We start from the raw sequence: 19,233 nt of genomic DNA on the forward strand, positions 1-19,233 counted from the left end.
GCCCCGTACCATCGGGCGGTATGAACGCCCCTTCCTCCGCCTCCGCCTCCGCGTCCGACTCTGCCTCCGCTTCCGCCGAGCTGACTGTCAAGACGTCCGAGGACATGCGGGAACTGGGCCGCAGACTGGCGCCGCTGCTGTGCGCCGGTGACCTCGTGCTCCTGTCCGGCGAGCTCGGCGCGGGCAAGACGACGCTGACGCGCGGCCTGGGGGAGGGGCTCGGGGTCCGGGGCGCGGTGACCTCGCCGACGTTCGTGATAGCGCGCGTGCACCCGTCCCTCGGCTCCGGCCCCGCGCTGGTCCACGTCGACGCCTACCGGCTGTCGGGCGGGCTGGACGAGATGGAGGACCTGGACCTCGACGTCTCGCTGCCGGAGTCGGTGACCGTCGTGGAGTGGGGCGACGGCAAGGTCGAGGAGCTGTCGGAGGAGCGGCTCCGGGTCGTCATCGAGCGCGCGGTGGGCGCGGACGCTGCGGTTACGGCCGCCGAGGACGCGTCCGCGGACGACGTCCGCGTCGTGACCGTGACCGGCATGGGCCCGCGCTGGGCGGGCGTGGACCTGTCGCCTCTCGGTTAACCGACAGGATGTCGGGAAGATGTTGCGCGCGTACGTCCGGGCGTGGTCACATGGAGGACAGAGACACGGTTAGGTCTACCTAACCTTGCCCACCTGCCCCAGGAGGCACTCATGTCGGCACCAGAACCCGCTGCCGCCGTGGACCACCGCTCCGAGGAGCGGACCCCCTCGATGCGCGACCTCCTCGCGGCCTGCGCCGCCGCCGACGCGATCTCCACGCCGCCGCCCGCTCCGCGCGAGGCGGAGGACGACCGTTCTCCCGAGCCGGAAGACGAGCGCCGCGCGGCCTGAGCAGCGGCTGAGACAGGCACTCCGAATTAGCCCATCCGAGTGACCGCGTACTGACGTCCTACTACGGGACGACGATCACCTTCGTGCCGCTCACCGCGAAGACCCACATCGCCTGCCCGTCCGCGGGGGTCTCGCGGACCGCACCCGTCTTCTTCGTGGACGCCGGGTCCGGCATCGACCCGTCCACCGCCGCGCTGAAGCCGAAGACCACCCCGGCCGCGTCCCGGCCGAACCGCACCACGTGCTCGATCGGCACCCCGTCCGAACCAGTACCGGTCGCGCTGCGCGTGGTCACCGAGTACGTGCCGGTCGCCGGGTTCACCGAGCTCGGCGTGACCCCGAAGAACCGCGTGGCCTTGCCGTCCGCGCCGACCAGCCACACCCGCTTCCCGCTCAGCGAGTAGACGACCCGCTTCCCGCTCCCCGAGCCCTGCGGCAGCGCGGTCTTCGCCTTGGCCGCTTCCTGGGCCTTGTCCTTGTCCTTGTCCTGCCCCGAGGCGGGCGCGGAGGCAGCGGCCTTCGGCTTGGCGACGGGCTTGTCGGGTGCGGCAGATGCCTGGTAGGCGAGGAAACCGACTGCGGCCAGGGCTCCCGCGGTGAGCCCGGCCACAATGATCCCGGAGCTGCTGCGTGCCACGCTGCGCACCCTTTCGTCCTGCGTAAGTGCCGGTACGTGCCGGTACGGCCAAGCGGCGTACGGCTGTGCGGCTGACCGTAGCACCCGGACGCGCTCCTGCCGCGCTCCCCGAGATGCCCCCGCAGGCGGCGAACGCGCGCACCGGGCGCCCCATGCCGCGCCGTAGGCTTGTCACTGTGCTGCTGCTCGCTCTTGATACCGCAACCCCTGCCGTCACCGTCGCCCTGCACGACGGGGAATCCGTCGTCGCCGAGTCGCACCAGGTGGACGCACGGCGGCACGGCGAGCTGCTGCTGCCCGCCGTCGACCGGGTCCTCGCCGAAACGGGGCACAAGCTCGCCGAGGTGACCGGCATCGTCGTGGGCGTCGGCCCCGGCCCGTACACCGGCCTGCGCGTCGGCATCGTGACGGCCGCGACGTTCGCCGCCGCGCTGGACGTCCCCGTGCACGGCCTGTGCTCGCTCGACGGCCTCGCCTACGCCGCCGGCCAGGCCGGGCTCACCGGCGAGTTCGTGGTCGCCACGGACGCCCGCCGCAAGGAGGTCTACTGGGCCCGGTACGCGGATCCGCGAACCCGCGTCACCGAGCCCGCCGTCGACCGTCCCGCCGACCTCACCGAGCCGCTGGCCGGACTGACGGCCGTCGGCGCCGGCGCGGTCCTCTACGCCGACGCCTTCTCGGACGTACGGGCCGACATGCCCCAGCACCAGTCGGCGGGCGCCCTGGCCTCCCTCGCCGCCGAGAAGCTGCGCACGGGCGGCGAGTTCCTCCCCGACCGGCCGCTGTACCTGCGCCGCCCGGACGCCCAGGTGCCGGCCAACTACAAGGTGGTCACCCCGAAGTGAGCGCGGAAAGCGCGGAAAAGGTCCGCATCCGCGAGATGCGCTGGTGGGACATCCCGCCCGTGCTGGAGCTGGAGCGCGCGCTTTTCCCGGACGATGCCTGGTCCAAGGGCCTCTTCTGGTCCGAGCTCGCCCACGCCCGCGGCCCGAACGCCAACCGGCGCTACGTGGTGGCCGTGGACGACACCGACCGCGTCGTCGGCTACGCCGGGCTCGCCGCCATCGACGGCACCGGCGACGTCCAGACCATCGCCGTCGCCTTCGAGCACTGGAGCACGGGCCTCGGCTCCCGGCTCCTGGGCGAGCTGCTGTCCGCGGCGACCGCCTTCGAGTGCCGCGAGGTGCTGCTCGAGGTGCGCGTCGACAACACCCGCGCCCAACGCCTGTACGAGCGCTTCGGCTTCGAGCCCGTCGGCATCCGCCGCGGCTACTACCAGCCCGGCAATGTGGACGCGCTCGTCATGCGCCTGACCGACCCGACTTCTTCCGCAACGCAAGGAATGCCCCATGGCTCGCAAGGCTGACGAACCTCTCGTCCTCGGCATCGAGACGTCGTGCGACGAGACCGGCGTCGGCATCGTCCGCGGACACACGCTGCTCGCCGACGCGGTCGCCTCCAGCGTCGACGAGCACGCCCGCTTCGGCGGCGTCGTCCCCGAGGTCGCCTCCCGCGCCCACCTCGAGGCCATGGTCCCGACCATCCAGCGCGCCCTGAAGGACGCCGGCGTCGCCGCCTCCGACCTCGACGGCATCGCCGTCACCGCCGGCCCCGGCCTCGCGGGCGCCCTGCTCGTCGGCGTCTCGGCGGCGAAGGCCTACGCGTACGCCCTGGGCAAGCCGCTGTACGGCGTGAACCACCTCGCCTCGCACATCTGCGTCGACCAGCTCGAGCACGGCGCCCTGCCCGAGCCGACCATGGCCCTCCTGGTCTCCGGCGGCCACTCCTCCCTCCTCCTGGCCCCCGACATCACCTCCGACGTCCGCCCGCTGGGCTCGACCATCGACGACGCGGCGGGCGAGGCGTTCGACAAGATCGCCCGTGTCCTCAACCTCGGCTTCCCGGGCGGCCCGGTCATCGACCGCTACGCACGCGAGGGCGACCCCGACGCCATCCGCTTCCCCCGTGGCCTCACCGGTCCCCGTGACCCCCGCTACGACTTCTCCTTCTCCGGCCTCAAGACCGCCGTCGCCCGCTGGATCGAGGCCAAGCGCGCGGCGGGCGAGGACGTACCGGTCGCCGATGTCGCCGCCTCCTTCCAGGAGGCGGTCGTGGACGTCCTCACCCGCAAGGCCGTCCGCGCCTGCAAGGATCACGGCGTCGACCACCTGATGATCGGCGGCGGCGTCGCCGCCAACACCCGCCTGCGCGCGATGGCCCAGCGCCGCTGCGAGGACGCGGGCATAACCCTGCGCGTCCCGCGCCCGAAGCTCTGCACGGACAACGGCGCGATGGTCGCGGCGCTCGGTGCGGAGATGGTCGCCCGCGGACGGTCGGCGTCGTCGTGGGACCTGTCGGCGGACTCGTCGCTCCCGGTCACGCACACGCACGTGCCGGGCGAGGACCACGGCCACGGCCACTCCCATGACCACTCCCACGACCACTTCCACGAGCTGAGCAAGGACAACCTGTACTCGTGACGAACGGGGACGGGCAGGCCGGTGGGCCCGCCCGTCCCCGTTCCATCAGGGAAGCTTCGGCATGCCGGTCGGCTTGCCGCCCTCCAGGCTCTTGGCGAGGGTGTCCTCCTTGCCCGAGGCCCAGGCAACCGTCACGGACTTCCCGTCGAACTTCTTGATGGCGCCCTTGGTGTGCTCCGTGTCGGCACTGTCAAGGCACTTGAGTGACAGTGTCACCGGCTGGGCGCTGTAGTCCACGGTCCCCGAGCACGCGGTCTTCGCGGACACGGACGCCCGGTCGTCGTGCACGGCAAGGACGACCAGACTCTGGTCCGTCAGCTTGCCGGCCGCCCAACCGCCGTTGAGATCCCCGGACTTGATCCCGGAGCCACCCTTGTCCGCGGCGGGAGCGTCGCTCGCTGCCGTCGCGCCGTCCGCCTTCTTCCCGCCGTCGTCGCCGCTCTTGCCGCAACCGGTCATCAGCACAGCGGCGACCAGCGCCGCCCCCGTGAACTGTGCTGCTTTACGCACGTACTTCTCCTCTGCGATGGAAATTGGACATGACAACCTATCGCAGGGGAGACGTACACCGTGATCAGGTCACCTTGACGGTGACGACCGACGAGTAGGTCTTGCCGTGAGCCACTCTCAGCTGCTCGGTTCCCTTGTTGTTGAGCTTGACCTTGGTGCTGTACTTGCCGTGCTTGACGGTGGTACTGGCGTGCAGCCCGGTCCACTTGTTGCCCTTCTTGTGCTGGACCGTGAGCTTGCTGCCGTCCTTGATGTTCATGACCTTGCCGCTGAGCGTGACCGTTCCCTTGTGCTTGACGGTCTTCGCGCTCGCGGAGACGGTGATCGACTCCTTCTTGGGAGCGGGCTTCTTGTACGCCGCGGCGACAATCCCGTTGGCGTCCGAGGACGCCGCCGCGGCCACCGCCGTACCGGCGCCACCGGCCAGCAGCGCGGTGGCACATGCAGCTGCGATTGCCGCAGCACGCAGGCGGTGCGAATTCGGCAGGGCATTCACGGGGCTTCACCTCACAAATCGCCTTATGGGCGGGCTTATTGCCAGTGAACGCCTTGCGGGTGGCCGGGGTCAATGGGGGTTGCGGATGGTGCGCGTGCGATCACTGAGGAGATGCGTGGCGGCGATGGCGGGCCCGGCCCCCGATCCCAGGAGGCCTGTTGAAAAGCGAACCGGGTACCGGTTTCCTCACAAAAACGGCCGTCGGCCGCGAGGAAACCGGTACCCGATTGACGACTCCGAGCGGGTGCTGCGGGGCGCGATGTTGACCAATTCGCTTGTCTAGCAGATGTGTCCACGCTTTACGGCACGTTTGCGATGGATCGTTGTCGCCCCCTAACGTCCCGACCTGGCGGTCCTGCTGAGCGGGGCCGTCCGAAGGTCTGCCGCGGACATGAAAGGAATCGCATGACCCGTGACACCACCGACCGTTCCCTGATCCTCGTCGAGGAGTTCGAGGAGCTGGCGGGCTCGGCGCCCGAGAACGTGCGCCTGGAATTCATCAACGGAAAGATCGAGGTGAAGCCGACGCCGGACGGGGATCACGGGGAGATCGTCAGGTGGCTCCAGAAGCAGTGCATGCAGCACGTTCCCGATGCGTGGCTGTATCCGGAGCAAGGGCTGAAGGTCGAGCAGTATCGCAAAGGGAGGGCGCGTCCTGATGGCTCCCTCGCTCCCGAGCGGTACTGCGCCGGCAAGGGCGAGTGGGCCGAAGCCGACGGCGTGCTGATGGCGGTCGAGGTGACGTCGCACGACGCCGACACGAACCGGCGCGACCGCGTCGAGAAGCCCGCCGGTTACGCCGCGGTCGGCATCCCGGTCTACCTCCTGGTCGGCCGTGACCGCCACATGGTCACCGTCTACTCCGAGCCCAGGAACGGCGAGTACCTGAGCTCGGTGTCCCGGCCGTTCGGCGAGACGGTCACGCTTCCCGAGCCGGTCGGATTCGCCCTGGACACTGACGAGTTGAAGGACATCGCGAGCTGACGCGGGGCTTCGCCCCGACCGCTACCACTCCACCGAGCCCGCGACCTGCCGGGTCGTGACGTTGAAGCGGTTGAAGAGGTTGGTGATCCCGATCCACAGCACCAGCGCGGCGAGTTGCTGCTCGTTGTAGTGCTTGGCGACCTCGTTCCAGACGTCGTCCGGCACCGGGTCGGTACGGTCGGCCAGCCGCGTGGCGCACTCGGCGAGGGCGAGGGCGGCGCGCTCGGCGTCGGTGAAGTACGGGGCGTCGCGCCACGTCGCCACCGCGTGCAGTCGCTCGTCGGTCTCGCCCGCCTTCTTGGCGTGCAGCGCACCGCCGACCGCGCAGAAGCTGCACCCGTTGATCTGGCTCGCCCGCAGGTGGACCAGCTCGAGCGTCGACTCCGGGACGCCGCCCTTCCTGGCGGTGTTCATCAGGGTGTAGATGGCCGGCAGGGCTTCGGGGAGGAGCTGGGCGGGGTTCTGCATACGTGCCTGCATGGCGTCGTTCTCCTTCGTTCGTTCTCGTCGTTCACAGCTATGACGGAACGCGACCGGAGAATGTGACAGGCCGATGCCGGTGTGAGCGGGGTCACTCCCGCAGCGTCGCCCGCAGCGTCAACGCCCCCGGCACCGCCGCGAATGCCTCCCGCATCCGGGAGGCGAGCTCCTCGCGGTCCGGTGCGCCCGGTGTCGCCGTCCATGCGGCGAGTGCGCAGTGGAAGCCCGCGACCAGGAGGTCCACGGCCAGCCGGGGCCGCAGGTCGCCGTCCTCGTCCTCGCCGAGAGCCAGGCGGTGGTGCAGGACACCGAGCGCCTCGCGCGTGACCTCCTCGCAGAAGTGCAGGCCGTGTGCCTTCATCGAGGGTGTCCGCTCGGTGAGTTGGTAGTTGAGGCGAGCCCGCTGCGGCCACCCCTCGGCGGTCATCTGCTCCAGGGCGGCGAACAGTGACCGCTGGAGCAGCTCCAGCAGCGGGTCGTCCTCCGGGTCGCGGGTTCGGAGGTCGTCGGTGAAGGCCAGCCACAGGTCCTGGAGGGGCGCGCTCGCCACGTCCTCCTTGCTGCTGAACGTGCGGAAGAAGGTCCGCTTGGAGACCTCCACCGTCTCGCAGAGCTCGTCCAGCGTCACCTTGTCGAAGCCGCGCTCGGTGAACAGCCGCAGCGCCGAGTCGATCAGCGCCTGCCGGGTGCGCTGCTTCTTGCGTTCGCGCAGCGGGAGCCGGGTGTCGGGGTCGTGCGGGGGCAGCGCGGTGCTCATGCCGGGAGCGTACCAGGGCGCGAATGCCACTTGCAGGCTTGCGCCACTCAGTGGCATAACTGTGCGGTCGGCCCTCGACCCAGGCCCTCGACCCAGGCCCTCGACTCAGGCTCTCGACTCAGGCTCTCGACCCACCGAAAGGCGTACCGATATGCGCGCCCTGCTCGTCGACCCCGCCCAGCCCGCCGGGCTCCGCCTCGGCCAGGCCCCCGATCCCATACCGGCCCCGCACCAGGCGCTGGTCCGGGTCACCGCGATATCGCTCAACTACGGCGAGGTGCGCTTCGGCATCCCCGGCGCGGCAGAAGGCGCGGTCCTCGGCTGGGACGCCGCCGGGTACGTCGAGCGCGCCGCCGCCAACGGCTCGGGTCCGGCGGCCGGTACGCCCGTGGTCACCCTCGGCGCGGGCGGCGCCTGGGCCGAACTGCGCGCTGTGGACACGAACTTGATCGGCATCGCGCCGGAGGGCGCGGACCTCGGCGCGATCAGTACGGTGCCGGTCGCGGGCGCGACCGCACTGCGGGCCCTGCACCGGGTCGGGCCTCTCCTCGGGCGCCGCATCCTCGTCACCGGTGCGACGGGCGGTGTCGGCCGGTACGCTGTTCAACTCGCCCGGATGGGCGGGGCGCACGTCATCGCGTCGACGGGCGATCCCGCCGCGCACGGGGACAGCCTGCGTGCGCTGGGGGCGCATGAGGTGGTCGCCGCGCCGGGCGAGGTCGGCGAGCCGGTGCACGGGGTGCTGGACATGGTGGGAGGGCCCCAACTAGTCGAGGCGCACGGCCTCTTGGCGCCATCCGGCACCCTGGTCGCTGTGGGCCACTCTTCGGGCGAGGGTGAGAGCTTCCCGTACGGTGCCCTGTTCGCGGACCCCGAGCGGCACGACCGCTCCGTCGTCACGTTCATGCTGTTGGCGGTAGGTGATGTGGCGCCGGACCTGACCTGGCTGGCATCCCGGGTCGCATCCGGTGAGCTGGACGTGCAGGTCTCGTGGCGGGGTGGATGGGAGCGCGTGGGGGAGGCGGTGGAGCTGCTGCTGGGGCGGCGCCTGCACGGCAAGGCGGTGCTCGAGGTGGGGTGAGACGCCTTCCCAAGGTGACGTGATCACGCCAAGCTGTCCTCCCGTGAGCGGGCCGCGTCCAGGCCCGCCCCTCGTAGGGAGGAGCGCGCATGATGCCCCATCGGCACAGACGCAGACGGCGGTTGATGGCCTGCGCCGCCATAGCCGTTGCGTTCGGGCTGGCCGGTACGCAGTCGTACGCGGCGTCGGGGCCTGTGGCACCCAAGCCCAGGCCCTGGCACGCACGGCACCAGGCCGACATCGGCCGCCAGCACAGCAGGCTGATCCACTCCGGCCACGGGCGGAACACGCTCGCGCCGGGCAAGAGCGGCGGTGACACCGACGAGGCCGAGAACTCGGCCGAGGCCACCGCCCAGTTCACCGAGGCCCGCACCGCCCCCGGCGTGATCGCGCCCGGCGCCTACGGGGCCGCGTGGCGGCAGCTGCAGTCCATGCCGCGTACGGGCGGCGCCTGGGACCACGTCACCAAGCGGCCGTACGACTCCGACGACCCCCGCTACCGGGACATCAACTCCAACTCCAGCGGCGGCGCCGGCTACGTCACCGGCCGTATCACCGGCCTCGCCGCCGATGACCAGGGCTACGTCTACGCGGGCGGTGCCAACGGAGGCGTGTTCCGGTCGCGTACGGGCGGCGGGCACTGGCAGCCGATCGCCGACAAGCTGCCGTCGCTGTCCACGGGCACCCTCGCCCTCGACCGCGGCAACCGGCTCTGGTACGCCACCGGCGAGTCCAACACGGGGGCAACGGCCTTCGTGGGGACCGGTGTCTACGTGCTGAAGGATCCCCGGCACGGTACGTTCCGGCCTGCGGACCGGGTCGGCGGGCCGGAGCTGGAGAGCACGGTGATCCATGCGCTGCGGTTCGCCGGCGACACGGTCTGGGCGGCCACCAGCCGCGGCGTGTGGACGCACTCCACGACCGACCTGTCCGGGCCGTGGAAGCTGGAGTTCGCGCCCAACCCGGCCTACCTGCCGGGCGGTTTGTCCGCCTCGGACCGCAGCGCCCCGTACAAGAACATCGCCAACGACATCGCGGTCGACCCGAAGGACCCCGGCAAGGTCCTGCTCGCGGTCGGCTGGCGGAACGGCGACGGCTACAACGGCCTGTACGAGAAGCGCGACGGGAGCTGGCAGCGCGCCTCGGGGCTCGGCGATCTGCCGACCGACGCCGCGAACGTCGGCAACGTGACCTTCGCGGCCGCGGCCGACGGTTCCCGCCTCTACGCCGTCGACCAGTCCCCGGCACAGATGGCGAGCAATCCGGACAGCGGGCTGAAGGGCGTCTACGTCTCCAAGTCCGGCTCGCCGTCCGGGCCGTGGACGCAGATCGCCGACTACAACAAGCTCAAGGCATCCGGCTCGGCCCTGCAGACCGGGGGCTATATGCCGGGCATCCAGGCCTGGTACAACCAGTTCCTCCAGGTCGACCCGGCCGACCCCGACCATGTCTACCTGGGGCTGGAGGAGGTCTTCGAGACCAAGAACGGCGGTACGAGCTGGCTCACCCCCGGCCCGTACTGGAACTTCCCGTTCCCGTGCTGGAGCGTCGACCCGGCGAAGCGCACCGGTGACTGCTTCCCGACCACCCACTCCGACCAGCACGCGGTCGCGATCGGCAGCATGCACGGCAAGCCGTGGGTGTACGTGGGCAACGACGGCGGCGTCTACCGGCGCCCGCTGACCGGCGCGGTCGACTCCGGCGGGCACGCCAAGGACTGGCAGTCGCTGGCCGACGGGACGATCGACACGCTGCAGTACTACTCGGTCGGCGTCGGCCGGGACCGTACGTACGGCGGGGTCGCCGTCACCGGCGGGCTGCAGGACAACGGCCAGTCGATGCTGCGCGGCCGTGACCGGGTCATGGGCTCCAACTTCGGCGGCGACGGCGCCGACACGATCACTGACCCGGCCAATGGCTGCAACATCGCGCAGGAATACGTCTATTTGGACATGTGGGTGACCCAGGACTGCGGCGTGAACAACGGCGCCTGGTCCGCCGACCCGGCCAAGGCGACCGAGTACGAGGTCGCGCCGCCCGACAAGGACCTCGGCGGTGCCGGTGCGCGCTTCATCGCCCCGCTGGCCTCCGACGCGAAGAACACCAACACCTGGATCGCCGGCGGGCGCCATGTGTGGGTGCAGAACAAGGGCTTCGCGATCCGCAGCGGTGCGGAGTGGAAGAGCGCGTACGACCTGGGCGAGGGGCATGTGGCCACCGCGGTGGCGGCATCGGGCGGCACGGTCTACGCCGGCTGGTGCGGCCCGTGCGACAGCCAGGGCTTCACCCGCGGCATCGCGGTCGGCAACGCGGACGGTACGGGCTGGCACCAGCTCAACCTGCCGGTGGAGGGGGCCCTCCCCAACCGCTACATCTCCGGCTTCGACGTCGACCCGGCCGACGCGCAGCATGTGTTCGTGGCCGTCAACGGCTTCTCGCGGAAGTGGACCGAGGGCCCGGGCGCGGGCGTTGGCCATGTCTTCGAGTCGCGGAACGGCGGTGCGGAGTGGACCGACATCTCGGCGAACCTGCCGGACGTTCCGGCCAACTCGGTCACGCTGCTGCCGGGTGGCGGTGGGTTGGTGCTGGGCACCGACCTTGCCGTCTTCCACCGGGCTGCCGGGTCCACGCAGTGGAAGGTGGTCGGGCGTGATCTGCCGAGTACTGCGGTGCTGGAACTGAGACTCGGCCCGGACCGGCGGCTGTATGCGGCCACGCATGGGCGGGGCATCTGGTCGTTCGACGTGCGGCGTCTTCTCGGGTAAGGGTGATCAACGGTGGTCGGTGTGTGCTTGGTTGAGCGCACACCGCCATGTGCATGTCTCGTAACTGTGCTGGGCGGGAAGCCGCGTGGGCTGGTGCTGTCTGGATGTGCCGTGATCGTATGTGCCGAGAGGCGGCGCCTGTTCGTGAGCAGCCGGAGTCCGCCTGAGGTGCTGTCCTGGTGCAGGCCTTGGTCCGGCCCGCACCAGGGCATCGCGGCCAGATCTACCTGAAGGCCACGGAGCGGAACTTCACGCTCGGGCCGGCATCACCCGTCTTTGCCGCGATGACGAACTTCTTGCCTGCGCAGCTGGACTGCTCATAGACGTTGGCTTTCTTATCCGTGCTGTTGTGCGGCGAGTGCACGGGATGGTCCTCTGTCGCTTCATCGATGTCGTAGCAGTCGTGGGTCGCAGGATTGTGGATCTTCCCCCGGTGTTCCTTGCCGTCCGAGCCGACGTAGGTGTAGAGGAAGTCACCCGTGGCGGCCTCGGCGGAGCCGGGGCAGGTCAGGAGCAGCATCAGGGAACAGGCGGCGGCCGAGACGATGGCACGCAGGCGCATCAGGTCGTCCTCACGTGGAAGGGAGTTGCTCAGTCGTCCCCGCACTGCCCAGCGTGAACCCCGGGTAAGCGTCGCCTCACCCGGTCCAGGATGACGAAACGTTTATCCCTGCCTCGTTCGGAGTAGCCCCGGCAAAAGGCATCGCCCGCCCCCGCGGCCGTGACACGGGCCGGGAGAGGGCGGGCGACGCTGTCCGCACGGGTCGGCTACAGAGTGTCCGTCACGTTGGTGACGGTCACCACGACGCCCGCGACGGCGTTCTGGGCCGTGGCAACAGCAGAGGAGACGGCGGTCGAAGCGGTGCCGTCGTCGGGAGCGGCGATGGCAGGAGTGGTGAGGACGCCGAGGAGCGCGGCGGCTCCCAGGAGCGCGGCGGTGATGCGACGCATGGCGATATGCCTTTCAGCGATGGGGAGTTGGCCCGACTCGGTGATCGATTCGAGTCCTCCCCCGACTGCCCAAGCCGATGGCCGGACATGCACCACTCACTCAAACGAGCAGCCAGGAAACCGGCCCCCGGCGACCGGGAGGCGCGAGCACGCGCTACTGGCCGAGCTGCCGGCGGAGCCGGGCCTCCGCGGCCGGGTCGCAGAGGACGGCTCGGTGCGTCGCGGGCCGGATCGCGCTGCACGGGCAGTCCCACTCGAGGCCGCCGCCGGGCGGGCGCAGCTGCACCAATGAGTCCATGCAGTCCATGACTTGGCCGATTCGGTTGGTGCGCGTGTCGATCACGAATGACCCGCGGGGTGGAAGTTCGCTGTTCACGGTGACCAGCGTTGCGGTGAGTGGTTACGCTCGGTAGTAGCGGTTTGGGTACGGGCGGGGCCGGTACCTGGGAGAAGGGGACGCGATGGCAGAGGCGGAGCCACCGGTCGCGTGGCGGTACTGCGGTCAGCAGATCAAGCTGTGGCGGGAGCGGGCGGGGGTGTCGCGCGCGGAGCTCGCGAAGGAAGCCGCGTACGACTATGAGTACGTGAAGTCCATGGAGTTGGGGCGGCGGCGCCCTACGTTGCGGTTGCTGCGCGTCGCGGATCAGATGTGCGGGGCCGCTGGGGTGCTCGTTGCGGGGCACGAGCATCTGAAGCCGGAGCGGTTCGTTTCGTACTCCCAGGATTTCATGCAACATGAGGAGGAGGCTGTTGCAATCAGTAATTACCAACCGCAGTTGTTTCCTGGCCTGTTGCAGACCGAGGAGACGATGCGGCTGCTGTTCTCCGGTCACTGGCCGCCACTGGATGATGAGGTGATCGAAACTCGCGTTGCTGCCAGGCTTGCCCGTCAAGTCATGCTGGACAAGCCGACCAAGGTGTTCAACTTCGTGATCGCAGAGGCCGTGTTGCGGAACCCGCTGGGAAGCCTTGAGGCGCACAAGCGGCAGTTGATGCACATGGTCTCGGCGAGCGAGCGGCGAAACGTGACCATTCAGGTCATGCCCGCTAAGAGCGGTGTGCACCCCGGACTGAACGGGTCGTTCGTCCTTCTGGAGATGCCCGAACACGACTCCCTGGCCTACGAGGAAGGGCAGCAGTCGGGCGTGCTCTACGGCGAGACGGACAAGGTTCGGCTCGTGGCCCATCGCTATGTCATGGTCGCTCAACGGTCGTTCAGCGCAGACGAGTCCGTGCGTTTCATCAGAAAGCTGGCGGAGGAACTGTGAGTACGCAACTGGCCTGGCGCAAGTCCACCTACAGCAACACCGAAGGCGGCGAGTGTGTTGAAGTGAGCTCCGGGCGCCGGGGCGTACGGGTCCGGGACTCGAAGCGCATACCCGGCCCCCAACTCGCCTTCCCTGCCGCCGCCTGGGCGGCGTTCATCTCCTCCGCCGCCGAAGTCTGAGCTCCGGGCTCCGAGCCCTCCCTCTAAGGAATGGTGGGTTGATAAACCCACCCACCCACCCAATCCCCGCGCATACCACACGAGTTCACTTCGCGTGATCAGCTTGCAACGGCACGTCGTCGCCCTCTAGCGTGCCCACCAAAAGCAAGCGACCCCGGTCGGTGCTCGCAACACCAAAAACCGGGGTCTGACCACCAAGATCGAAAGGCCGATCTCATGGCTGTTCAGCACGATACCGCTCCCACCCACCCCATGGCCAAGCCCGGCTACGGCAAGCGCAGCGCGCCCGACCAGGACCCGCGTCGCGCGGGCCACTTCGCGCACCTCAAGTCCCGCGAGGCGCTGATCGCCGCGTTCATCGACCGCCTCCCCGAGGGCGCAGCGATGGACGCCAAGTCGCTGGCGGCCCAGCTCCCCGAATACGGCCAGGCGGCGTGCCGTACGGCCCTCAACCGGCTCTCGGAGGCCGGTCACCTGCGCCGCGTCACCGAGCACCTCAAGAGCGAGGACGGCGCCTGGCATTGGGTGACGCGCTCGTACTTCTCCCGCACCGCACGGGACGACGATTGGTGGGGCGCCCTGCTCGCAGGCGGCGCCCCGCAGACCCCGCCCACACGCCCCCATCCGCGCGGTCACGCGTACCGCACGCTCGCGGCAGTCGGCCGTACCGACCCCCGCATGGCGCTGTCGGCGGCCGACTGCAAGGAACTCGAGGCGCTCGCCGCCGAATGGCTCGCGCGGGGTGCGGAACCAGCGGACGTCGTACGGGCGTTGACTGCGGGCCTGCCGCCCGAGGTCAACCACCCGCGTGGCTTCGCGCGCCGTCGCCTCACCGAGCGGATGCCACCGGAGGCGGAGGTCCTGCCGGAGCCGCCACTCCGGATCATGGAGTGCACGGTATGCCGTACGCCCGGCCGGGCAGACGCGCTCCCGGGCGGGATCTGCCGTACGTGCCGCGAGGGGGCGCCGCCGCGCGAACCGTACGCCCTCCCGGCGGCCGAGGTCCGTGCCCGGGTCGACGTATTGCGGGCGATCAACCGCGAGTGCGAACGGGTCGGGCGGCGCGTGGGGTGACGGTGATGTGACCCGCTCGAAAAGCGGAGGCTGAAGCCGGTGGATACCCTGGTTGAGGAGGGTTCATGGGCCGAAGTCGTCGCAGAGCGTCATCCGAATCCGACACCCACGAGTTGCTGACCGCGCTCGGTCAACTGGCCGATCAGGCGCTGGAGAAGAGCGAGCAGCATCGGTCGAGGGTGGATCTCGCCATGGCTCTGCAGCGGGACATGCTGCCGTCCGTGCTGCCGGAGGCGCCGGGGCTGCGGGCCGCGGCCCGGTACGCGCCCGCTCGCGCCGGGCTCGACATCGGTGGCGACTGGTACGACGGATTCCGGATGGCCGGCGGGGCGCTGGGCTTCGCCATCGGCGATGTCCAGGGGCACGACGTGGAGGCGGCGGCCTTCATGGGCCAGGTCCGTATCGCCATACGTGCCGTAGCCACCATTGCCGACGACCCCGGAGAGGTACTGAGCCGCGCGAACGACCTGGTGCTCTCCATGGAACGAGAGCTCTTCGCCACCTGCACCCTCCTCCGGTTCGACCCGGTCACCCGGGAGCTGTCCGACGCCCGTGCCGGTCACGTACCGGTGATCTGGGCGACGGCCGACGGCCGATGGGGTGTCTGCGACGAGACCTGCGGCATGCCGCTCGGGGTGGCGCCGGACGAGGAGTATCCGGTGAGCAGGCGGCGGCTGACCGGCGATCCCGGGGTCCTGGTGCTGCTGACCGACGGGGTGGTCGAGGGGCCGTCGTACCCGATGGAGGCCGGGCTCGAGGAGGTGGCGCGGCTGGTGCGCGACGGTGTCCGCAGCGAGCCCGACGAACTGGCCGCCAGGGTGATCGAGGTGGCCGACCTCACCGGTCACACGGACGACGCCGCGGTCCTCGTCCTGCGCCATGAGGTGCCCGCCGACGTGGCTGAGTGAGACAGACGGTCCTGCCGCCGCGTGTCACCGCCGGTCCCGGCTCGGGAAGGCTGTCTGATGCTGCCGTGGTGCGCATTAAACGCATTAAACGCATTGACGAACCCCGGCGTCTCGCGATCGCGGGCGCGTGGATCCTGGTGACGGCCGCCGTCTACTTCGGCACCGGCAAGCTCTCCCAGCTGGCGACGGTGACGTCGGTGGCGGGCGAGCCGGTCGGGCCCATGTGGCCGCCGCTCGGCATCGTGCTGGCCGCGATGTTCGTCGTGGGGCCGGAGATCTGGCCGGGGATCACGCTGGGTTCCGTGTGCATCACCCTGTCGAACGCGCCGTTTCAGCTCGCCGACATCGGGGTCTTCGCGGGCAACACCCTCGCCCCGGTCGGCGCCTATCTGATGCTGCGGCGCGTGGGGTTCCGGCCCGAGCTGGACCGGCTGAAGGACGCGCTGGCGCTGGTCTTCCTCGGCGCGCTCGCCGGGACGCTGATGGGCGGGGTGGTGGCGATCGGTTCGCTGACGGCTTCCGGGGCACTGCCCACGAGCGAGATCGGGACCGCCTGGGCGGTCTGGTGGACGGGGGATGTGATGGGCGTACTCGTGGTCACGCCGGTACTGCTGCTCCTCTGCCGGGTCCGGCTGCCCTGGGAGGTCCCTCCGCTGCGCCGCAGCGTGGAGGCGATCATGCCCGTGGTCGCCACCGTCGCCACGACGGCGGCGGTCACCAGAACCGAGCTCCACCTGCTGTTCCTCGTCTTCCCCCCGCTGATCTGGGCCGCGCTGCGGTTCCGGCTCGCAGGAGCGGCACCCTGCGCCCTGCTGGTCTCCCTGATCGCCACGCTCGCCGTCGCCGAGGGCGCCACGCCGTTCGCCGGCCGTGGCGGCCTGTTCGCCACGATGTTCACGATCCAGGCCTTCAACGGAACAGTCGCGCTGACAGCCCTGTTGCTGGCCACGCTGTTCACCGAACGGGACGACACGCAACGCAAGCTCCGGGAGACCTGCACGGCCCTGGCCGAGGTCGTCGCCCGCCTGGACCCGGGGAGGGGGGCGGCCGGCAGTTGACCCCAGGCGGTGTCCGCTCCGGATATGTACTCTGTTTACGCAGAGCGTTTACTTTCAACATGGAGGTAGCGATGAGCCTGACCACGATCGATCTTGACGACGAGGCGCTGGCCGAAGCGATGCGCGTGTCCGGGATAAGGACCAAGAAGGAAGCGGTGAACACCGCCCTGAGGGAGTTCACCGAACGCCACCGCCGCATCGCGGCTCTGGAGCGGTACGCAGGGCTCGCGGAGACGTGGGACTACGAGTCCTGGGAGCGCCGTCACTCGGCAGAGAAGAGCGGCGGCGACCGGTGATCATTCGGTATGTCATCGACTCGTCCGCGCTCTGGCGCCTTCAGCGTGACAAGCAACTGCGTACGGCCTGGACCGAAGTGATCGGCAATGGGGCAGTGGGTTCCTGCCAACCGCAGCGGACCGAGTTCAAGAGCTCGGCGCGTGACCGCGGTGAGTATGACGCGATGACCGAGATGTTCGCAGAGCTCTACGCGGATGTGCCTGTGCCCAAGAGTGCCTGGCAGTGGGTGGAGGCTGCCCAGTACCGGCTTACGCAGGCAGGCGAGCATCGCGGTCTGTCCGTTGTCGACCTGCTGGTTGCGTCCGTCGCGGCGCATCACGGTCTGACAGTGCTGCACGACGACAACGACTTCGCGACGGTGGCGCGGAACGCGCAGGACGTGCACGAACGGAGCGTCCACAACCTGCCCGGCTGACGGGCCGCACAACCGCCCGGTAATCGCGTTCACTTGACGTTGGCGCTGCGTCGACTTCAGCGTCCGAGGAACCCGGCGAGGAGGCCGGTGACCTGCTCCGGGGCCTCCAGGGGGGCGTGGTGGGCGACTCCGGGCAGGATTTCCAGACCGGCGCCCGGGATCAACTCCGCCATCTCGACGGACAGTTCGACCGGCATGGCCCGGTCCGTCTCGCCGGCCAGGATCAGGGTGGGGGCCTCGATGGCGGGCAGCAGGTGGCGGATGTCGGGGCGGTGCAATACCGCCGCGTCCAGGGCGAGTTGCATGGCGGCCGGGTCGTGGCCGGTCATCACCCGGAGTTCGGCCTCGGCCGCGGCGGGGTCGGCCGCGCGCCAGCGCGGGTCGGTGGCGTCCTGCTGGAGGCCGGCGAACAGCGCGTGGTGTTCCTCGGCCGAAGCCGAAGGGGAGCCGAGGAGGGCACGGCGCCGCCGCCACAGGTCCAGTCGCTCCCGGGGCTCGGGGCGGGCGGAGGTGCCCAGCAGGGCCAGGCGCCGTACCAGCTCGGGGTGTTGGGCGGCGAGGCGCATGGCGACCATGCCGCCCTGGGACTGGCCGACGACCGTCACCGGGCCCCAGCGCTTCTCGCGGATGAGCAGGGCGAGGTCGTCGGTGATGCCGTCCAGGGTCCAGCCGTCGGCGGGCCAGGTGCTCGCGCCGTGGCCGGGCATGTCCAGGACGATGCAGCGGTGCGTACGGCTCAGGGCGCGGACCTGGGCGGCGAACATCGAGCGATCGGCGAACAGGCCGTGCAGGAACACCGCCACCGGTCCGCTTCCGGTGTCGTCGTAGCCGTAGACGGTGTCGTTCACGCGCACGGTGTGGCCGGCATGCGGGGCGGCGTCGGGCCGGAACGCGGCCTCCAGGGCGAGGGAGTCCTCGAAGATCTGGTAGCGGGCGATCTTTCCGTCGCGAAGGGTGAAACGGATGGCGTAGTCGCCCTCGACGACCCGGCCGGTGGGGCGTGCCAGGAAGCGGAAGCGCCCGCATACGAGGGCCTCGTCGCCGAGGCCGTGCGCGGTCAGGGTCTCCCCGTCGAGCGGTTCGAAGGCGGCGGGGAAGCCTGCCATCCACTGCCGGATCCGGTCCCGGCCCTGCCGCAGGCCGGTGGTCGGGACGCAGGGGGCGCCGTCGACGTGCCAGATCACGTCGTCGGTCAGCATGTCCAGCGCGGCTTCGACGTCCCCTCGGCCGAAGGCCTCCAGGTAGGACAGGGCCACATCGGTGGCGGGGGTGGTGATCGGTGCGGCGGGGGTCATGAGGAGACCTTCCTGATCGATCGGCAGGCGTGTTGGCAGGTGCCTAGATATCTATCAAGAGCCCTGATAGTCGTCAAGGCTCTATAGTTCCCCCATGGACCCTGACTTCGACTTCGCGCCGAAACAGCGGCTGTTGACCGCGATCAAGAACGCCGAGCACGCCACGCAGTCGGCCAAGGAGGCCGCGGTGCGTGCGGCGGGCATGACGATGACGCAGTACAACGTGATGGTCCTGCTGGCCGAGACGCCCGGTATCACCAGTGCCGAACTGGCCCGTCGATGTTTCGTCAGCCCTCAGGCGATGAACGAGAGCGTCGCCAAGCTGGAGAAGGCCGGCTGGATCGAGCGCACCCCGCATCCGACCCACCGGCACGTACGCGAAACCCGGATCACGGCTGCCGGTCAGGCGCTGCTCGGTCAGGCGGACGAGCGGGTGCTGGAGCTCGAGCGCCGGCTGCGCGACAGCATTCCGCAGGAGCAGCAGCAACAACTCAGGGCGCTGCTGGCTTCCATCGAGGGGCTTGCGAGGGAGTTCGACTCCTTGCCGTGAGCGGCACGCCCTGCCCCGGGCTGTTGTGTACCCACACCCCCGTGATGGGTCGTACGAGGCCCGGGTGTTGCAGAGGCGTGCCGACTGCAGTAACTCTGCGGTGGTACGGCGCCGTTGGTCGAGGGGTTTCCCGTTGTCGACGACGCACGGAAACAGGGAAACCGGCGGCGACCAGGGGT

The 19,233-nt window shown here is 69.9% G+C and carries 25 protein-coding genes; 16 read left to right on the top strand and 9 right to left on the bottom strand.

Going from position 1 to position 19,233, the window contains the following annotated elements; translation table 11 throughout:
- Nucleotides 1-20 precede the first annotated feature (20 nt).
- Nucleotides 21-578, top strand: a complete 558-nt coding sequence (gene tsaE, locus ACV530_RS04870) for a tRNA (adenosine(37)-N6)-threonylcarbamoyltransferase complex ATPase subunit type 1 TsaE (RefSeq protein WP_494330967.1) — start codon at nucleotides 21-23, stop codon at nucleotides 576-578.
- A gap of 111 nt (nucleotides 579-689) precedes the next feature.
- On the top strand, nucleotides 690-869 hold the full coding sequence (locus ACV530_RS04875) for a hypothetical protein (RefSeq protein ID WP_494330968.1): 180 nt from the start codon (nucleotides 690-692) through the stop codon (nucleotides 867-869).
- A gap of 61 nt (nucleotides 870-930) precedes the next feature.
- Here ACV530_RS04875 and ACV530_RS04880 read toward each other — a convergent pair whose 3' ends face one another.
- A complete protein-coding gene (locus ACV530_RS04880; RefSeq protein ID WP_494330969.1) occupies nucleotides 931-1,506 on the bottom strand; it encodes a hypothetical protein in 576 nt (191 codons plus the stop codon).
- A gap of 176 nt (nucleotides 1,507-1,682) precedes the next feature.
- On the opposite strand from ACV530_RS04880, the gene tsaB reads away from it, so the two are divergent.
- Genes tsaB through tsaD form a run of 3 tightly spaced genes read left to right on the top strand, consistent with a single transcriptional unit; the run spans nucleotide 1,683 to nucleotide 3,986 of the window.
- Entirely contained in the window at nucleotides 1,683-2,351 is a 669-nt protein-coding gene (gene tsaB / locus ACV530_RS04885) for a tRNA (adenosine(37)-N6)-threonylcarbamoyltransferase complex dimerization subunit type 1 TsaB (protein WP_494331156.1), read from the top strand.
- Between the two features lie 35 nt (nucleotides 2,352-2,386).
- The gene (gene rimI, locus ACV530_RS04890; protein ID WP_494331157.1) at nucleotides 2,387-2,872 is read left to right on the top strand and encodes a ribosomal protein S18-alanine N-acetyltransferase; all 486 of its coding nucleotides are present in this window, start codon (nucleotides 2,387-2,389) and stop codon (nucleotides 2,870-2,872) included.
- Nucleotides 2,856-3,986, top strand: coding sequence for a tRNA (adenosine(37)-N6)-threonylcarbamoyltransferase complex transferase subunit TsaD (gene tsaD / locus ACV530_RS04895; protein WP_494330970.1), 1,131 nt, complete (start codon nucleotides 2,856-2,858; stop codon nucleotides 3,984-3,986). Before rimI ends, tsaD begins: the two co-directional genes overlap by 17 nt.
- A gap of 45 nt (nucleotides 3,987-4,031) precedes the next feature.
- Here tsaD and ACV530_RS04900 read toward each other — a convergent pair whose 3' ends face one another.
- Both ACV530_RS04900 and ACV530_RS04905 read right to left on the bottom strand, forming a co-directional pair.
- Entirely contained in the window at nucleotides 4,032-4,496 is a 465-nt protein-coding gene (locus tag ACV530_RS04900; RefSeq protein ID WP_494330971.1) for a hypothetical protein, read from the bottom strand.
- A 64-nt stretch (nucleotides 4,497-4,560) separates the two neighbouring features.
- Nucleotides 4,561-4,992, bottom strand: a complete 432-nt coding sequence (locus tag ACV530_RS04905) for a hypothetical protein (RefSeq protein WP_494330972.1) — start codon at nucleotides 4,990-4,992, stop codon at nucleotides 4,561-4,563.
- Between the two features lie 405 nt (nucleotides 4,993-5,397).
- On the opposite strand from ACV530_RS04905, the gene ACV530_RS04910 reads away from it, so the two are divergent.
- On the top strand, nucleotides 5,398-5,976 hold the full coding sequence (locus ACV530_RS04910) for a Uma2 family endonuclease (RefSeq protein WP_494330973.1): 579 nt from the start codon (nucleotides 5,398-5,400) through the stop codon (nucleotides 5,974-5,976).
- 21 nt (nucleotides 5,977-5,997) lie between these two features.
- On the opposite strand, the gene ACV530_RS04915 is transcribed toward ACV530_RS04910, so the two are convergent.
- Together ACV530_RS04915 and ACV530_RS04920 are read right to left on the bottom strand one after the other, a co-directional pair.
- Nucleotides 5,998-6,456: a carboxymuconolactone decarboxylase family protein gene (locus ACV530_RS04915; RefSeq protein WP_494330974.1), complete on the bottom strand. Its 459-nt coding sequence runs from the start codon at nucleotides 6,454-6,456 to the stop codon at nucleotides 5,998-6,000.
- 91 nt (nucleotides 6,457-6,547) lie between these two features.
- Nucleotides 6,548-7,213, bottom strand: coding sequence for a TetR/AcrR family transcriptional regulator (locus ACV530_RS04920; protein ID WP_494330975.1), 666 nt, complete (start codon nucleotides 7,211-7,213; stop codon nucleotides 6,548-6,550).
- Nucleotides 7,214-7,364: 151 nt separating this feature from the next.
- Here ACV530_RS04920 and ACV530_RS04925 point away from each other — a divergent pair, with 151 nt between their 5' ends.
- On the top strand, nucleotides 7,365-8,294 hold the full coding sequence (locus ACV530_RS04925; protein ID WP_494330976.1) for a zinc-binding dehydrogenase: 930 nt from the start codon (nucleotides 7,365-7,367) through the stop codon (nucleotides 8,292-8,294).
- A gap of 89 nt (nucleotides 8,295-8,383) precedes the next feature.
- A complete protein-coding gene (locus tag ACV530_RS04930; protein ID WP_494330977.1) occupies nucleotides 8,384-11,059 on the top strand; it encodes a glycosyl hydrolase in 2,676 nt (891 codons plus the stop codon).
- Between the two features lie 223 nt (nucleotides 11,060-11,282).
- Here the strand turns inward: ACV530_RS04930 and ACV530_RS04935 are convergent, their stop codons facing one another.
- The 3 genes from ACV530_RS04935 to ACV530_RS04945 all read right to left on the bottom strand — a co-directional run bounded on the left by ACV530_RS04935 (nucleotide 11,283) and on the right by ACV530_RS04945 (nucleotide 12,308).
- A complete protein-coding gene (locus ACV530_RS04935) occupies nucleotides 11,283-11,621 on the bottom strand; it encodes a hypothetical protein (protein WP_494330978.1) in 339 nt (112 codons plus the stop codon).
- A 206-nt stretch (nucleotides 11,622-11,827) separates the two neighbouring features.
- Nucleotides 11,828-12,010, bottom strand: a complete 183-nt coding sequence (locus tag ACV530_RS04940; RefSeq protein ID WP_494330979.1) for a hypothetical protein — start codon at nucleotides 12,008-12,010, stop codon at nucleotides 11,828-11,830.
- A 154-nt stretch (nucleotides 12,011-12,164) separates the two neighbouring features.
- A complete protein-coding gene (locus ACV530_RS04945) occupies nucleotides 12,165-12,308 on the bottom strand; it encodes a hypothetical protein (protein WP_494330980.1) in 144 nt (47 codons plus the stop codon).
- A gap of 163 nt (nucleotides 12,309-12,471) precedes the next feature.
- Between ACV530_RS04945 and ACV530_RS04950 the strand changes: the two genes are divergently transcribed.
- The 7 genes from ACV530_RS04950 (at nucleotide 12,472) to ACV530_RS04980 (ending at nucleotide 17,209) form a co-directional block, all read left to right on the top strand.
- On the top strand, nucleotides 12,472-13,278 hold the full coding sequence (locus tag ACV530_RS04950) for a DUF5753 domain-containing protein (protein WP_494330981.1): 807 nt from the start codon (nucleotides 12,472-12,474) through the stop codon (nucleotides 13,276-13,278).
- Entirely contained in the window at nucleotides 13,275-13,457 is a 183-nt protein-coding gene (locus ACV530_RS04955) for a DUF397 domain-containing protein (protein ID WP_494330982.1), read from the top strand. Before ACV530_RS04950 ends, ACV530_RS04955 begins: the two co-directional genes overlap by 4 nt.
- A gap of 216 nt (nucleotides 13,458-13,673) precedes the next feature.
- On the top strand, nucleotides 13,674-14,531 hold the full coding sequence (locus ACV530_RS04960) for a hypothetical protein (RefSeq protein ID WP_494330983.1): 858 nt from the start codon (nucleotides 13,674-13,676) through the stop codon (nucleotides 14,529-14,531).
- Nucleotides 14,532-14,596: 65 nt separating this feature from the next.
- Nucleotides 14,597-15,439: a PP2C family protein-serine/threonine phosphatase gene (locus tag ACV530_RS04965; protein ID WP_494330984.1), complete on the top strand. Its 843-nt coding sequence runs from the start codon at nucleotides 14,597-14,599 to the stop codon at nucleotides 15,437-15,439.
- A gap of 68 nt (nucleotides 15,440-15,507) precedes the next feature.
- Nucleotides 15,508-16,497 carry an MASE1 domain-containing protein gene (locus tag ACV530_RS04970; RefSeq protein ID WP_494330985.1) on the top strand — a complete coding sequence of 330 codons (990 nt, stop codon included), beginning with the start codon at nucleotides 15,508-15,510 and terminating at the stop codon, nucleotides 16,495-16,497.
- A gap of 71 nt (nucleotides 16,498-16,568) precedes the next feature.
- Nucleotides 16,569-16,793 carry a type II toxin-antitoxin system VapB family antitoxin gene (locus tag ACV530_RS04975; protein WP_494330986.1) on the top strand — a complete coding sequence of 75 codons (225 nt, stop codon included), beginning with the start codon at nucleotides 16,569-16,571 and terminating at the stop codon, nucleotides 16,791-16,793.
- Nucleotides 16,793-17,209 carry a PIN domain-containing protein gene (locus tag ACV530_RS04980; protein ID WP_494331158.1) on the top strand — a complete coding sequence of 139 codons (417 nt, stop codon included), beginning with the start codon at nucleotides 16,793-16,795 and terminating at the stop codon, nucleotides 17,207-17,209. The genes ACV530_RS04975 and ACV530_RS04980 overlap by 1 nt, the downstream gene beginning before the upstream one ends.
- 56 nt (nucleotides 17,210-17,265) lie before the next feature.
- Here ACV530_RS04980 and ACV530_RS04985 read toward each other — a convergent pair whose 3' ends face one another.
- Nucleotides 17,266-18,504 (bottom strand): alpha/beta fold hydrolase, encoded by a 1,239-nt coding sequence (locus ACV530_RS04985; protein WP_494330987.1) that lies wholly within the window; start codon nucleotides 18,502-18,504, stop codon nucleotides 17,266-17,268.
- 94 nt (nucleotides 18,505-18,598) lie between these two features.
- Between ACV530_RS04985 and ACV530_RS04990 the strand changes: the two genes are divergently transcribed.
- Nucleotides 18,599-19,054 (top strand): MarR family winged helix-turn-helix transcriptional regulator, encoded by a 456-nt coding sequence (locus ACV530_RS04990; RefSeq protein ID WP_494330988.1) that lies wholly within the window; start codon nucleotides 18,599-18,601, stop codon nucleotides 19,052-19,054.
- Nucleotides 19,055-19,233 lie beyond the last annotated feature (179 nt).

The organism is Streptomyces sp. SX-6, from assembly GCF_059089585.1.